The sequence below is a fragment of the Mesorhizobium sp. M4B.F.Ca.ET.203.01.1.1 genome, assembly GCF_004791025.1.
Lineage (GTDB): Bacteria > Pseudomonadota > Alphaproteobacteria > Rhizobiales > Rhizobiaceae > Mesorhizobium > Mesorhizobium abyssinicae.
This window is the reverse complement of sequence record NZ_SRUO01000010.1, coordinates 1-13,211: the sequence shown is the minus strand read 5'-3', so window position 1 is coordinate 13,211 and position 13,211 is coordinate 1. Positions and strand designations below refer to the sequence as shown.

Below are 13,211 nucleotides of genomic sequence, written 5' to 3'. Positions count from 1 at the left end.
TGTCACGCCGGCTTTCGCCAATCGCCAACGTTACAGGATGAGAGCCGGCGCCGAAGCAGCCAATCTCCCCCCTTGAGGGGGAGATGTCCGGCAGGACAGAGAGGGGGGCGAAGGAACGAGACGCTTCTTTAAAGGCCGCTACCAATCCATCACAACCTTACCCGAATTGCCGCTCCGCATCGCATCGAACCCAACCTGAAAGTCGTCGATCCCGATGCGATGCGTGATCAGCCCCGACACATCGAGCGGCCCCTGCACCAGGGCGATCATCTTGTACCAGGTCTCGAACATCTCGCGGCCGTAGATGCCCTTAAGGTGCAGCATCTTGAAGATGACCTTGTTCCAGTCGATCTCGAAGCCGGTCGGCGCGATGCCGAGGATGGCGATCTTGCCGCCATTGTTCATGGTATCGATCATGTCGCGGAAGGCGGGGGCCGCGCCCGACATCTCCAGGCCGACGTCAAAGCCCTCGGTCATGCCGAGCTTCGGCATGACGTCGCGCAGCTTTTCCTTCGAGGCGTCGACGACGTGCTGGACGCCGAGCTTGCGTGCCAGGTCCAGCCGGACCGGATTGATGTCGGTGATGACGACCTTTCGCGCGCCGACGCATTGCGCCACCAGCGCGCCCATGATGCCGATCGGCCCGGCGCCGGTGACCAGCACGTCCTCGCCGACCAGATCGAAGGACAATGCGGTGTGAACCGCATTGCCCAGCGGATCGAAGATCGCCGCGATCTCGTCCGGCACGTCGTCGGGGATCGGCACGACATTGTGCTGCGGGATCGCCACGTACTCGCCGAAGGCGCCGGGGCGATTGACGCCGACGCCGAGCGTGTTGCGGCAGAGATGCCCCCTGCCCGCGCGGCAGTTGCGGCAATGGCCGCAGACGATGTGGCCCTCGCCGGACACGCGCTGGCCGAGCTTGTATTCGGTGACCGCGGCGCCGAAGTCGGCGACGGTGCCGACGAATTCATGGCCGGTCACCATCGGCACCGGTACGGTCTTTTGCGCCCACTGGTCCCAATTGTAGATGTGCACGTCGGTGCCGCAGATCGCGCTTTTCCTGACCTTGATCAGCACGTCGTTGGGGCCAATCTCCGGCACCGGCACCTCTTCCATCCAGATGCCGGGCTCGGCCTTGGCCTTCACCAGCGCCTTCATCATGTTGGACATTCTTTTGTTCCTTGATTTCTTTGATCTGGAATCGTTTTCGGCGCTCAGGAAATCACGCCGAGCTCGCGTCCCACGGCGCCAAATGCCTCAACTGCCCTGTCGATATCGGCGCTGGAATGCGCCGCCGACATCTGGGTGCGGATACGGGCTTGGCCCTTCGGCACCACCGGGAAGGAAAAGCCGATGACATAGATGCCGCGCTTCAGCATGCGTGCCGCCATCTCCTGTGCCAGAGCCGCATCGCCCAGCATCACCGGGATGATCGGATGATCGGCACCAGCCAGCGTGAAGCCAAGCTTGCCCATCTGAGACCGGAAGCGTTCCGCATTGGCATAGAGGCGCTCGCGCAAGGCGCCGCCATTGCGGATCATGTCGAACACCTTGATCGAGGCGCCGGCGATCGCCGGCATCAGCGTGTTGGAGAACAGGTAGGGCCGCGAGCGCTGGCGCAGCCAGTCGACCACCTGGGCTTTACCGGAAGTGTAGCCGCCGGAAGCACCGCCCAGCGCCTTGCCGAGCGTGCCGGTGATGATGTCCACCCTGCCCTCGACGCCACAATGCTCGGCCGAGCCGCGGCCGTTCTTGCCGACGAAGCCGACGGCGTGGCTGTCGTCGACCATGACCATGGCGTCGTATTTCTCGGCGAGATCGCAGACGCCCTTGAGGTTGGCAATGATGCCGTCCATAGAAAACACGCCGTCGGTGGCGATCAGCCGGAAGCGGCAATCCTTCGCCTCCTTCAGCCGCGCTTCGAGATCTGCCATGTCGTTGTTGGCGTAGCGAAAGCGCTTGGCCTTGGACAATCTGACACCGTCGATGATCGAGGCATGGTTCAGCGCGTCGGAGATAATGGCGTCCTCCTCGCCGAGCAGCGTCTCGAACAGGCCGCCATTGGCGTCGAAGCAGGAGCCGTAGAGGATGGTGTCGTCCATGCCGAGGAAGGACGAGATCGTCGCCTCCAGCTGCTTGTGCTCCTCCTGCGTGCCGCAGATGAAGCGCACCGAGGCCATGCCGTAGCCGTAACGGTCGAGCGCCTGCTTCGCCGCCTCGCGCAGTTCGGCGCTGTCGGCGAGGCCGAGATAGTTGTTGGCGCAGAAATTCAGCACCTTGTCGCCGCCAACCTCGATCTCAGCCGACTGCGTCGAGGTGATCACCCGCTCGGATTTGTAGAGGCCGGCCGATTTCAGCCCGGCAAGTTCATTGTCGATGTGGGAAAGGAATGCTGTGCTCATGATCCAGCCCTGTTCGGTTCGAGCCGGACTGTCGCCCCGCGCGACCGAAAAATCCACCGCAAAAGCGACGGCTTCGGTGGCGCGGCGAAAGCCGCATGGCTCCCAATTTCGGCGGCGCGAGCGTTGATGCGTTCAAATGCATCGACGCGGTGAAAGAACATGATAACCATCTCCGCAGCTTTCCCTCTCTGCCCGCGCAACCGGCCGGGCTGCTTGCCTGCCTGTTAACCCTTTCAAGTCAATGGTGTTCGCAGAACGAAACCAAGGCGGGATTCCGTCGGCGGGAGGGGTCGCCCTGAAATGTCGCAGCAGCCGGTGCAGAGCGTTTCGCGCAAGCTGATCTTGCTGATCAAGAGCGGCTACTGGCTGGCGCTGCTGATCATCGCCGCCATGGTGATGGGCTCGTTCGTGCTCTTGCAGCAGATGATGGCGGCGCAGCAGAACAACGACACGCTGATCAACATCGTCAGCATGCAGAAGGCGCTGTCGCAGCGCATCGTTTTCCTGGCCGGCGCGACCGGTGCGGCCTCGCGCGACAAGCAGCCAGCCCTCGTTGCCGCGCTCAAGCAGGCGACCGTCGAATTCGAAACCAATTACGACCTGCTCCTGGACAAGACGGGAGCCGATCCGATGTCGCCGGCGCGCTTCGATCCGAAGTCGATCGAGAACGTGCTGTTCGCCAAGCCGTTCCATCTCGACTACTTCTCGGTCGGCCTGATCGCCAATGGCAAACGCCTTATCTCCTCGTTCGAGACCAAGCTGACGACGGGCGTCGACGGCTACAAGGGCGGCGCCGACCGGGTCGATCTCGACGCTTCCGTGGCCAATGCGACGCTGTCGGGCTATGCCGCGCTCGGCCAGCGCATCAGTGCCTTCGCCGACGAGCGCTCGGGAAAGCTGCTCGATCTCCACCGCACCCTGTTCTTCGCCACCATCGGCGTCATCGTGCTGGTGGCGCTGTTCATCTTCAGGCCGATGTCGAAGGCCATCCTGCGCAAGACGCATGAGCTGGTCGACGCGCGCAACTCGATGGCCTTCATCGCCGTGCATGACGGGCTGACCGGACTGCACAACCGCACCTTCCTGACCGATCATTTCGACACACTGATCAAGGGCGCGCATCGCCGGCGCGAGCGGCTGGCGGTGATCCAGCTCGACCTCGACCGGTTCAAGCAGATCAACGACACGCTAGGCCACGCGGCCGGCGACTACGTGCTGGTCGTCACCGCGCAGCGCATGCGCGACTCCTGCCGCGCCTCGGATCTGTGCGCCCGGCTTGGCGGCGACGAATTCGTGATGATCCTCAACGGCGCCGGCGGCACCGAGGACATCAACATGCTGGCCAGGCGCATCCTGGAGCAGATCAACGAGCCGATCACCTTCCAGGGCACGACCATCCTGCCTGGCGCCAGCGCCGGCATCGCGGTCTATCCGGTCGACGCCGACAATGCGGAGGACCTGCTTGTCCACGCCGACCTTGCGCTCTACTCGGCCAAGAAGCTAGGCGGCGGCAATTTCTCGTTCTTCTCCGAGGAGTTGCGGCGCGAGCTCGACTACCGCAAGCAGCTCGAGCACGACATCCGCGCCGCCATCGCCGACAAGACGTTCGAGGTCTATTTCCAGCCGCAGGTGTCGCTGACCAGCGGCAAGATCAGCGGCATCGAGGCGCTGGTGCGCTGGAAGCACGCCTCGCGCGGCATGATCTCGCCGGGCGAGTTCATCCCGGTCGCCGAGAAATGCGGCTTCATGCCGGAGATCGGCCGCATCGTCATCACCAAGGCGATCAACGAGGCGGCGGAGTGGGACCAGGCCGGCATCGATTTCGGGCGGCTCGCCGTCAATGTCTCCGGCACCGAGCTGCGCGAGCCGGACTTCGACAAATTCCTGTTCGGAACGCTGGAGAAGGCCGGGCTGGCGCCGCAGAAACTGTCGCTGGAAATCGTCGAGTCCGTGATCCTCGACGACGAGAAGACCGGCATCGCGGCCAAGCTCAGGCACATCCGCGCCGCCGGCGTGCATCTCGAACTCGACGATTTCGGCACCGGCTATGCCTCGCTCAGCCATGTCAACCCGAACGAGATCGACCGGCTGAAGATCGACCGCCGCTTCGTCCAGAACATCAACGAGAACGGCGACAACTCCAAGATCGTGCGCGCCATCACCGAGCTTGCGCGCGGGCTGGGCATCTCGATCGTGGCGGAAGGTGCCGAGACCGAAGCCGAGCTCGATTCGCTGATGGCGATCGGCTGCGACCAGGTGCAGGGCTATTCGATCGCCTTCCCGATGCCGCAGGACAAGGCGCGCGACTGGCTGCTGGCGCGCAGCCCGAAGAAGGCGAAGCTCAAGGTGCTGCAGGGCAGCCTGGCTTAGCTCGTTCGTCGACAAACTTGACAAGGCCGGTCCGGCCATGGCGGCCTGCGGAGATCGCAAACGGATCTCGCGGATGCCCCCTCGTCTCGTTCTGTCGTTCCTGCTGCTCATCCCGTGGCGGCACTGGCAGCGGACCGCACCATCTATCTCACCTTCGACGACGGCCGCTGAACGGCACCAGCAACATCCTCGACGTGCTGCAGGCCGAGCAGCTTCCGGCGACGCTGTTCATGGTCGGCATTTATGTTGCCGGCAGAGGCGGCAAAGCCTTTAGCGGATTGAGCATCGGCACCCCGAGAGGGGCGAAATGACGCTCGTTGACGGTCAATATCGTCAAGGCATGAACTTCGGCCGTCGCGGCGATCGCAATGTCCTCGAACCCTGGCTGATGGGCCCTGGCCCGATCCAAGATAGATCCCGCCGCATGAGCGGCACGCAGATCGAAGGGGAGTATTCTTTCGTTGTAGAGATATTCGACCGCCTGCCACCACTGGCGAAGCAGAGCCGTCTTTTTCTTAGCGCCTTCGCGCTCGGCCTTCGCTATTCCCGAGGTAATTTCGGATGCCGTAACCACAGACAGGAACAGGTAGTCGCTGGCCCGATCAAGCCAATCCGCCAAGGCCGCTTGCTCGACCGTCTTGGAAGACGCCAGCGCCGAAATGATGTTGGTGTCCAGCAGGAACATCAAACGCAAAGCCCGCGTTAGAGGTCAACCGTGCGAGCTGGTTTTCGGGAGCGAGGCGGAATGTCAGCTTCTGCGCCGGGAAAAGCCGCCAGCAATCGCCCAAAGCTGGGCACCCGCGACAGCCGTTCATAGTCCTTGAATGACAGAATGACAGCCTGTTTGCGACCATGCCGCGTGATGACGGCAGGCTTTCCGGCGACCGCCTGATCGACCACCGCCGAGAGCGTCGCCTTGGCATCCTTCAATTGAATCTCTCGCATGGGCGAACTCCGCTTATGACTATTGTAGTCATATAGCACTTATGACCGGCGGAAACAATCCGACTGATCAGCCGCCGACATTCGCCCGCAGCGCCGCCAATACCTCCGCGAACTCTGCCAGCCGCTCGTCCGGCAATCCCGCCCGCAGCCGCTTGTCGAAGGCGACAGCGGCCAATCGCAATTTCTCGAACATCGCTTCGCCGGCCTCGGTCAATGCCACCTGATGGACCCGGCGGTTTTGCGGATCGCGTCGCCGCGTCAGCAACCCCTGCGCCTCCATGGCGTTGAGATGATGCGTGAGCGTCGCACCCTGGATGCCGATCATGCCGGCGAGTTCGCGCTGGTTGGCGAGTTCCTTCGACTTGACCGAGAGCAGCGTCAGCCACACCGGCAGCGTGCCGCCGGCCTCGACCAGGGCGGCGTCAAAGGCCTGCGCCACCGCCTTGGCGGTGCGGGCAAGGTTCATTCCGACGGGCGGGCGGTCAAAGGGTGTCATGATCCGACAGTAGAACAAGGCATGGGGCGTTGGAACGCGCCATTATACATTGACATCAAATCATTCGATATCTAATTATTTGGTCGGCGGGGGGAAAGGAAGGAATGCGGTCATGCAATATGTCTACATCATCGTCATCGGCCTTCACGTCATGGCTGGCGTGTTCTGGGCCGGCACGACAATCACGCTCGCCCGCGATCCCGAGATCAAGGCTGAGCGCTTCATCCGGCCGCAACTCGGCGCATCGGGCATGGTGTTCCTGACCGGCGCGCTGCTTTGGTATTTCTTCCACGAGGGCAGCTTCGGCTCGATGGAGATCGTGCTGGCAATCGGCATCGTGGCGGCCATCGCGGCCGCCGGCGTCCTCGGCGCCATGGTGCGCCGGCCGAGCAGCCAGTTGGCCGGTGCCGATGCAGCCACCGTACCTATGCTGCGCGCAAAGATGGCCGTCGGCGAACGCATCGCCGCCTGGCTGCTGGTGCTCACCGTGCTGTGCATGGCAACCGCAAGGATGTTCTAGCCCGGAAAGAACCGCCGGGCGCCGGCGCCAAGCCGGTGTCGGGCGCGGCGCGCACCGGACCGGAGCGGCAGGTGGCTCTCCTTGCGAAGGTCCGGTGCGCGTGCCTCGCTAGAATTGCGCTGGCGGCGGCACGGCCGTCAAAGCACCTCCACCCGGGCTCCACGCAGCCTGTCGCGGCGCAATTTGAGGTAGTTGCGCACATTCGGCGCAATGCGAAAACCTTCCAACCTGCTATCCTCGAGCGCAGCCGCCCACCCCAGCGCCGCATAGCGGCTGCCATAGGCTTCGATAGTGGCAGCAAGGCTCTCGCGGCCGATGCGCCGGGCCAGAATGGCGCAGGCAGCCACCCGCGATTCAATCGACCGGCCATATTTGGGCGCGAATGCCAGCCCGCCATCCGCCATATCGTCGACATCATGCGCAAGGACGAGGAAAAGGATGTCCTCGTCGCCGGCCGGCACGCCTTGCGCCACAAGGCGCTCGGGATCCCCGGTGTCGAACTTCATCGCGCCGACCCTGGCGACAAGACCTTCCACCCGGGGTCCGAGCTTCTGCTCCAGCCACTTGCGGTGGGTCTCGCTGCGCCGGCTGGATTTGCCGTCCGGATATTGGGCGCTGTCATAGGCGGCGTGGAACATCGCGGCGACGACAAGATCGAGATCCTTGTCGAAATGCGCGACCGATGACGCGGCGCCGACGGCATGGCAAATAAAGGGTCGCCCGGTCTTGCGGTAGCGGCCATTGAACATGGCGCAGGCCACGCCGTAGGCCCTCTGGACGCGCAGGATATCTTCCACCGGGTGCCCGGCGTCGTGCAACTGGATGTAAAGCGCCGTATTGGTCTGGCGCGGAACGAACAGGTCTTGTGCGGTCAAGTAAGCCCCCGGCTGTGCGGACCCTTCAGCACAGCCTGTGCCAGCCCCGGATCGGCGACAGAAAATTGCAAATATGACAGGCCAAGTCCAGTCCGGCCATCAGCCACCGCGGCCTAGATTCTCAGGCCGAATCGGATGCCGTCGTAGATGGCGGCATGGATGTTGCGCGAGGCGACCGCGTCGCCAATCCGGAACACGATGAAGCCGCCCTCCGGATTGCGCTTGGGGAAAATATCGCCGCCGCTCACCAGCCGCACATAGTCGACCGCGCCGCCATTGTTCGACAGCGGCTTCAGCGAAAGATAGAGGTCGTCGAGCGGCGCGGTGCCATGCTCGACCACCACCTGGTCGACCCGCCGCTCGACGCGCCAGCCGTCGGCGAAGTCCGAGGCGAGCTCGGCGACGAGCTGGTTGCCCTCGCGCTGCACCGAACGCAGCCTGGTGTTGATGGTGATGGTGACGCCCTTCTCCTGGAAAGCGCGCATATAGGGCACATGGTTCAGGCCGCCCATCTCCGGCGCGAAGAAGCGCTCCGGCGAGACCAGCTCCAGCCTCGAGCCGCCATTGGCGATGAGCTCGGCAGCGCCCATGCCCTGATGGCCGCCATTGTCATCATAGAGCAGCACGCTCTCGGCCGGTTTGACGGCGCCCGCCATGATGTCCCAGCTCGAAGTGACGAGGTTATCGCCGGCCGTCAGCGGCGGATTCTGCGGCAAGCCGCCGGTGGCGACGATCACCACATCCGGCGACAGTGCCAGCACATCATCCTTCTCGGCCCAGGTATCGTAGCGGATCTCGACGCCCAGACGGTCCAGCTCCGCCAGCCGCCAGTCGATGATGCCGATCAGTTCCTTGCGGCGCGGGTTCTGCGTCGCCAGCCGCACCTGGCCGCCGGCCTGGCTGGAGGCTTCGAGCACCGTCACCTGATGGCCGCGCTCTGCCGCGACGCGCGCCGCCTCCAGGCCGCCGGCGCCGGCGCCGACCACGACCACCTTGCGCCTGGGCCCGCCGCTCTTCTTGATGATGTGCGGTATCTCGGCCTCGCGGCCGGTCGCGGCGTTGTGGATACACAGCGCCTCGCCGCCCTCGTAGATGCGGTCGAGGCAATAGGTGGCGCCGACGCAAGGCCGGATCTCATGCTCTCGGCCCTCCATCACTTTGCGCATGATGTGCGGATCGGCGATATGGGCGCGGGTCATGCCGACCATGTCGAGTTTTCCCGTCGCAATCGCGTGGCGCGCGGTCGCTACGTCGGAAATGCGTGCCGCATGGAAGGTCGGGAACTTCGTCGCCGCCCTCACCTCGCCGGCGAAATCGAGATGCGGCGAGGAGCGCATTCCGGTCACCGGGATGACCTTGGTCAGTGCTGCATCGGTCTCGATCGAGCCGCGGATGATGTTGAGGAAATCGACCTTGCCCGAGGAGGCGAGCCGCCTGGCGATCTCGACGCCCTCCTCCTTCGACAGGCCCTTCTCAAAATCCTCGTCGGCGACCATGCGGATGCCAACGACGAACTTTTCGCCGACCGCGGCGCGCACGGCGTCGAGCACCAGGTTGGTGAAGCGCAGGCGGTTGTCGAGCGAGCCGCCATATTCGTCGTCACGATGGTTGGTGGCCGGCGACCAGAAGCCGTCCATCAGGTGGCCGTAGGATTCGAACTCGATGCCGTCGAGGCCGGCCGCCTGGCAGCGCTGCGCGGCGGACGCATAGTCGGCGACGATGCGCTCGATATCCCAGTCCTCGATGGTCTTCGGAAAGGCGCGATGCGCCGGCTCGCGCACCGGCGAAGCCGACAGCACCGGCAGCCAGTCGGCCTTGTTCCAGCCGGTGCGGCGGCCGAGATGGGTGATCTGGATCATCACCTTGCAGTCGTGCTCGTGGCAGGCATCCGCGAGTTCGGCGAGCCACGACACGATGCGGTCGTCATAGACATGCAGATTGCCGAAGGCGGCCGGGCTGTCGCGCGAGACGATGGCCGACCCAGCGGTCATGGTCAGCGCCATGCCGCCCTTGGCCTTCTCGGCATGATAGAGCCGGTAGCGCTCTTTCGGCATTCCGTCCTCGGAATAAGCCGGCTCGTGGCTCGTCGACATCACCCGGTTCTTCAGCGTCAGGTGCTTGAGCTGGTAGGGCTGGAGAAGCGGGTCGTTGCTGGTCATCGTCTTCCTGCTGGTTCAAGATTGTGGTTGAGCAGCGCGCGCCGCCCAGCGTCCATTTCTCGCATCGGATCGGTCCGAAAACCGCTGCGCGCCTTTCGGTCCGGTGCTAATGAGCGGCAAAACTCAAGGAACTCGGACCCATGATCGACACCAAAAACCTCACCCAGCTCGGGGCGCACGTCGAGACGCCACAGAGCCCCGAACAGGCGGTCCTGGAGACCGTGCCGTTTACGCGCGGCGACGGGCCGCCGGCGATCGTGCGCTTCACCTGCCCGGAATTCACCTCGCTCTGCCCGGTCACCGGCCAGCCGGATTTCGCCCATATCGTCATCGACTATGCGCCCGATGCTCTGCTGGTGGAATCGAAGTCGCTGAAGCTGTTCATGACCTCGTTCCGCAACCACGGCGCCTTCCATGAAGACTGCACCGTGATGATCGGCCGCCGCATCATTGAAGCGACCAAGCCGCTCTGGCTGCGCATCGGCGGCTACTGGTTCCCGCGCGGCGGCATCCCGATCGACGTGTTCTGGCAGACCGGCGCGCCGCCCGAAGGCGCCTGGCTGCCCGACACCGGCGTGGCACCCTATCGCGGGCGCGGCTGAGCGGGATGGCGTGATCGCCCTCATTCGCACTGGTACTGGCTGAGCGCCCATTCGCCGGTGACCGACAGAAGGTCGGAGATCTTCCAGTCACCGCCGACCTTCTTCAGCTTCCATTCCAGCCGGTGCGCGTTGTTTGCGACGACGAAGGCGACGACCACCTTGGCCTCGTCGCCCCTGACCGCCTCGATGGTCTTCAGGCTGCCGTCGATCGCCGCCTTGTCGTAGTCGGCATTGTCGAGCGCCATATTGGGATCGAGGCATTCGCCCTGCCCGGAGTTGCGCAGCGCATCGCTTTTGTCGAGCACGGTTTTCGCTGGGTCGATGAAGTTCTTGCGCTCAGCCGGATCAAGCTCAAGCCCGAGATGCTCGTAGAACGGCTTCACCAGCGCCGTCGGCGAGCCCGGCAGGACCGGTGCTGCCGGCGCACTTTCCGCTTGCGGCGATGCGGCCGGCGGGGTTGCCGTGTCGTCGGAAGGCGCGTTGTCGGCCGGGGCATTTGCCGGTGGCGCGCCGAACAGGCCCTGGGCGCAGGCGCCGCTCACACCCGCCGCCAGCATCGAGATGGTCGCAAACGCCAGGACAATGCCACGCACCATGGCATTACTCCGGCGCCTTGTCGGGCATGCATTCCAGCGCGCTCAGCGTCCAGCCGCTGGTCTTGGAGGCGATGTCGGCAATCTTCCACTTGCCGTCGACCTTCTTTAGTGACCAGACCATTTCGCGTTTGGAATCATCGCCTTCCGGGAACAGGCTGAAAGTCGCCGTGACCTCGGCGCTATCGCCGTTGACGGCTTCGGCAAGCTTCAGCGTTTTCGCCAGGGTTTTCTGATCGAAGTCCTGCGCGTCGAGGCCCGGATCGAAGTCGAGGCAGGCGACCTCGTCCGGATTGTTCTTGGCGGCCTGATCGTTGAGGGCAAACAGCTTGGTCACCGGCTCGGTGAAACGGTCGCGATATTGCTCGTCGCCCTCGAACCTGACCTGCGGAACATAGAAGAACTTCACGGCGTTGGAGGCCGGGCCCGCCAGAGCGGCGGCGGGCATGGCAACGGAAAGGACGGCGGCCAGCACTATCGGTCTCATCGAGGATCTCCGGGCATCGGCAAAAATGGCAAGACGCCCCTTGCATATCGGCTTTTTTGCGGCTCATGAAGTCCCGGATCGCCGGCCTCGGGCGGCCCGCCGGATGTCGCGGAGGGTCGCAATCGCCGACGATGCTGGCCATATGCAATCGCCGCGACCGTCACTGTATTCTCAGCCTCCGAACGTCGCGACAGGCGCTTTGAGTTGGGAGCGCTCAGGCTTGACGCCGAGCCCTGGCATCTGGGGGACGCGTATATGCCCGTTTTCGATAATGATCGGGTTTGCGGGGTCCATGTGCCCTTCGATGTATTCCTGCGCGATCCAGGCCCCCTCAAAACGTCTCGGCTCGACGGTAGCGGCGAGGTGCACGCATGCCGCGGCGATGATATCCCCACCCCAGGCATCGTCGCAGCTGTGCGGCAGCGATCGTATCGCGCACAGGTCGCGGACGGTGACCATCTTGGTGAGGCCGCCAAGGCGGGTGACCTTCAGTCCGAATCCGTCCGCGATGCCTGAAGAAATTGCCTGCAGGACGGCATTCAAATCCTCGGTATTCTCGTCGAGGTAGACCGGATGGGTCACGCGTCCCTTGAGGCTCGCGACTTCCTCCATGGTGTTGCAGGGCTGTTCGAAGACGAACGGGATTGCCTGGCAGAGCCGGTCGATGTGCAGCGCCGCCGCGGTGGTGAGGCCACGATTGGCGTCGACCGCGATGCGGGCCTTGAAGCCCACCGCCTCCCATACCTTGTGCACGGTGGCGACGTCCTGTTCGATATCCCCTCCGCCTATCTTGATCTGAAGCCGTTTGTATCCGGCCTTGACCTTGTCCGCGGCAATACGCGCCGTCTCGTCGGGCGCACCGACGATAGTCGAGTAGTAGGAAGGCACACGATCGGTGAGCGCGCCGCCCAGGAGTGTTGAAACCGGCACGCCCAGCCGCTGGCCGGTGAGGTCGAGGAAGGCTATGTCCAAGGCCGCCTTGGCATAGTTGTGGCCGTTCAGCCGCTCGTCCATTCTTTTCGCGAGGCGGCGCATGGACGCGGTGTCCTCGCCGATGAGCCCGGGCGCCATTTCGGCAATTGCCGCTCGCGCACCCAGCGCGTGTTGGGGCTGGTAGACAGGGCCGACCGGGCACGTCTCACCCCAGCCTGACAGTCCATCCTCGGTGGTGACTTCAACGAGCGTGCTGTCCAGATTCTCCACGGTATCGCTGGCCATCCGGTAGGCGCCGCCTTTGACCGGCAAAAGCATCTGATAGACCTTGATCGACGCGATACGCATACGGAGATCTGCCCCCTTCGAGCCAAGCGATTTTGGCCACCCAGCCGACCTCACGCCTGACGTTCACAAACCCGGATCGCGCCGCCGTGCTCAGGCGCGCACATTGTGCTTGCGCTTCATGAAGTCTTTGGCGGTCTCGACCGCCACCGCCGCGTCGCGGCAGTAGGCGTCGGCGCCGACGGCCTTGCCGAACTCCTCGTTGAGCGGCGCGCCGCCGACCAGCACGACGTAGTCGTCGCGGATGCCCTTTTCCTTCATCGTGTCGATGACGACCTTCATGTAGGGCATGGTGGTGGTGAGCAGCGCCGACATGCCGATGATGTCGGGCTGGTGCTGCTCGATCGCCTCCAAATACTTCTCGACCGCATTGTTGATGCCGAGGTCGATGACGTCGAAGCCCGCGCCCTCCATCATCATGCCGACCAGATTCTTGCCGATGTCGTGGATGTCGCCCTTGACGGTGCCGATCACCATCTTG

The 13,211-nt window shown here is 64.0% G+C and carries 15 protein-coding genes; 4 read left to right on the top strand and 11 right to left on the bottom strand.

Translation table 11 applies throughout. The annotated features are described in order from the left end of the window. Positions 1-138: 138 nt before the first annotated feature. Positions 139-1,173 carry an L-threonine 3-dehydrogenase gene (tdh, locus tag EN846_RS20890; protein WP_127310564.1) on the bottom strand — a complete coding sequence of 345 codons (1,035 nt, stop codon included), beginning with the start codon at positions 1,171-1,173 and terminating at the stop codon, positions 139-141. Positions 1,174-1,217: 44 nt separating this feature from the next. After that, complete coding sequence (locus tag EN846_RS20885) at positions 1,218-2,405, bottom strand: glycine C-acetyltransferase (RefSeq protein ID WP_127393984.1); 1,188 nt, start codon at positions 2,403-2,405, stop codon at positions 1,218-1,220. A gap of 95 nt (positions 2,406-2,500) precedes the next feature. Between EN846_RS20885 and EN846_RS20880 the strand changes: the two genes are divergently transcribed. After that, complete coding sequence (locus EN846_RS20880; protein WP_127393983.1) at positions 2,501-2,704, top strand: hypothetical protein; 204 nt, start codon at positions 2,501-2,503, stop codon at positions 2,702-2,704. Between the two features lies 1 nt (position 2,705). Beyond that, positions 2,706-4,775, top strand: coding sequence for an EAL domain-containing protein (locus tag EN846_RS20875; RefSeq protein WP_128346368.1), 2,070 nt, complete (start codon positions 2,706-2,708; stop codon positions 4,773-4,775). Between the two features lie 241 nt (positions 4,776-5,016). On the opposite strand, the gene EN846_RS20865 is transcribed toward EN846_RS20875, so the two are convergent. From EN846_RS20865 to EN846_RS20855, 3 genes are all read right to left on the bottom strand, one after another. Then, positions 5,017-5,460: a type II toxin-antitoxin system VapC family toxin gene (locus tag EN846_RS20865; protein WP_127392535.1), complete on the bottom strand. Its 444-nt coding sequence runs from the start codon at positions 5,458-5,460 to the stop codon at positions 5,017-5,019. A gap of 17 nt (positions 5,461-5,477) precedes the next feature. Continuing rightward, complete coding sequence (locus EN846_RS20860) at positions 5,478-5,720, bottom strand: type II toxin-antitoxin system Phd/YefM family antitoxin (RefSeq protein WP_127287110.1); 243 nt, start codon at positions 5,718-5,720, stop codon at positions 5,478-5,480. Between the two features lie 67 nt (positions 5,721-5,787). Beyond that, positions 5,788-6,186: a MarR family winged helix-turn-helix transcriptional regulator gene (locus tag EN846_RS20855; protein WP_245511343.1), complete on the bottom strand. Its 399-nt coding sequence runs from the start codon at positions 6,184-6,186 to the stop codon at positions 5,788-5,790. A 142-nt stretch (positions 6,187-6,328) separates the two neighbouring features. Between EN846_RS20855 and EN846_RS20850 the strand changes: the two genes are divergently transcribed. After that, the gene (locus EN846_RS20850; protein ID WP_127287112.1) at positions 6,329-6,736 is read left to right on the top strand and encodes a hypothetical protein; all 408 of its coding nucleotides are present in this window, start codon (positions 6,329-6,331) and stop codon (positions 6,734-6,736) included. A 137-nt stretch (positions 6,737-6,873) separates the two neighbouring features. Here the strand turns inward: EN846_RS20850 and EN846_RS20845 are convergent, their stop codons facing one another. Together EN846_RS20845 and EN846_RS20840 are read right to left on the bottom strand one after the other, a co-directional pair. Continuing rightward, on the bottom strand, positions 6,874-7,611 hold the full coding sequence (locus EN846_RS20845; RefSeq protein ID WP_127392537.1) for a DUF6817 domain-containing protein: 738 nt from the start codon (positions 7,609-7,611) through the stop codon (positions 6,874-6,876). 113 nt (positions 7,612-7,724) lie between these two features. Beyond that, positions 7,725-9,770 (bottom strand): NADH:flavin oxidoreductase, encoded by a 2,046-nt coding sequence (locus EN846_RS20840; protein ID WP_127392538.1) that lies wholly within the window; start codon positions 9,768-9,770, stop codon positions 7,725-7,727. Between the two features lie 140 nt (positions 9,771-9,910). Between EN846_RS20840 and queF the strand changes: the two genes are divergently transcribed. Then, the gene (queF, locus tag EN846_RS20835) at positions 9,911-10,372 is read left to right on the top strand and encodes a preQ(1) synthase (protein WP_127392539.1); all 462 of its coding nucleotides are present in this window, start codon (positions 9,911-9,913) and stop codon (positions 10,370-10,372) included. 20 nt (positions 10,373-10,392) lie between these two features. Here the strand turns inward: queF and EN846_RS20830 are convergent, their stop codons facing one another. The 4 genes from EN846_RS20830 to EN846_RS20815 form a co-directional block, all read right to left on the bottom strand. Beyond that, positions 10,393-10,968 carry a hypothetical protein gene (locus EN846_RS20830; RefSeq protein WP_127392540.1) on the bottom strand — a complete coding sequence of 192 codons (576 nt, stop codon included), beginning with the start codon at positions 10,966-10,968 and terminating at the stop codon, positions 10,393-10,395. A 4-nt stretch (positions 10,969-10,972) separates the two neighbouring features. Beyond that, positions 10,973-11,452: a DUF3828 domain-containing protein gene (locus EN846_RS20825; RefSeq protein WP_127392541.1), complete on the bottom strand. Its 480-nt coding sequence runs from the start codon at positions 11,450-11,452 to the stop codon at positions 10,973-10,975. 171 nt (positions 11,453-11,623) lie between these two features. Next, entirely contained in the window at positions 11,624-12,733 is a 1,110-nt protein-coding gene (locus EN846_RS20820) for a mandelate racemase/muconate lactonizing enzyme family protein (protein ID WP_127392542.1), read from the bottom strand. 90 nt (positions 12,734-12,823) lie between these two features. Then, positions 12,824-13,211, bottom strand: a 388-nt coding sequence (locus EN846_RS20815; RefSeq protein ID WP_187331410.1) for a cobalamin-dependent protein, incomplete at its 5' end; no start/stop codon positions are given.

Excerpts from the sequence above, each read along its gene's own strand:
- tdh (WP_127310564.1), bottom strand. The coding sequence starts at position 1,173 with ATGTCCAACATGATGAAGGCGCTGGTGAAGGCCAAGGCCGAGCCCGGC.
- EN846_RS20885 (WP_127393984.1), bottom strand. The coding sequence starts at position 2,405 with ATGAGCACAGCATTCCTTTCCCACATCGACAATGAACTTGCCGGGCTG.
- EN846_RS20880 (WP_127393983.1), top strand. The coding sequence starts at position 2,501 with ATGGCTCCCAATTTCGGCGGCGCGAGCGTTGATGCGTTCAAATGCATC.
- EN846_RS20875 (WP_128346368.1), top strand. The coding sequence starts at position 2,706 with ATGTCGCAGCAGCCGGTGCAGAGCGTTTCGCGCAAGCTGATCTTGCTG.
- EN846_RS20865 (WP_127392535.1), bottom strand. The coding sequence starts at position 5,460 with ATGTTCCTGCTGGACACCAACATCATTTCGGCGCTGGCGTCTTCCAAG.
- EN846_RS20860 (WP_127287110.1), bottom strand. The coding sequence starts at position 5,720 with ATGCGAGAGATTCAATTGAAGGATGCCAAGGCGACGCTCTCGGCGGTG.
- EN846_RS20855 (WP_245511343.1), bottom strand. The coding sequence starts at position 6,186 with ATGAACCTTGCCCGCACCGCCAAGGCGGTGGCGCAGGCCTTTGACGCC.
- EN846_RS20850 (WP_127287112.1), top strand. The coding sequence starts at position 6,329 with ATGCAATATGTCTACATCATCGTCATCGGCCTTCACGTCATGGCTGGC.
- EN846_RS20840 (WP_127392538.1), bottom strand. The coding sequence starts at position 9,770 with ATGACCAGCAACGACCCGCTTCTCCAGCCCTACCAGCTCAAGCACCTG.
- queF (WP_127392539.1), top strand. The coding sequence starts at position 9,911 with ATGATCGACACCAAAAACCTCACCCAGCTCGGGGCGCACGTCGAGACG.
- EN846_RS20830 (WP_127392540.1), bottom strand. The coding sequence starts at position 10,968 with ATGGTGCGTGGCATTGTCCTGGCGTTTGCGACCATCTCGATGCTGGCG.
- EN846_RS20825 (WP_127392541.1), bottom strand. The coding sequence starts at position 11,452 with ATGAGACCGATAGTGCTGGCCGCCGTCCTTTCCGTTGCCATGCCCGCC.
- EN846_RS20820 (WP_127392542.1), bottom strand. The coding sequence starts at position 12,733 with ATGCGTATCGCGTCGATCAAGGTCTATCAGATGCTTTTGCCGGTCAAA.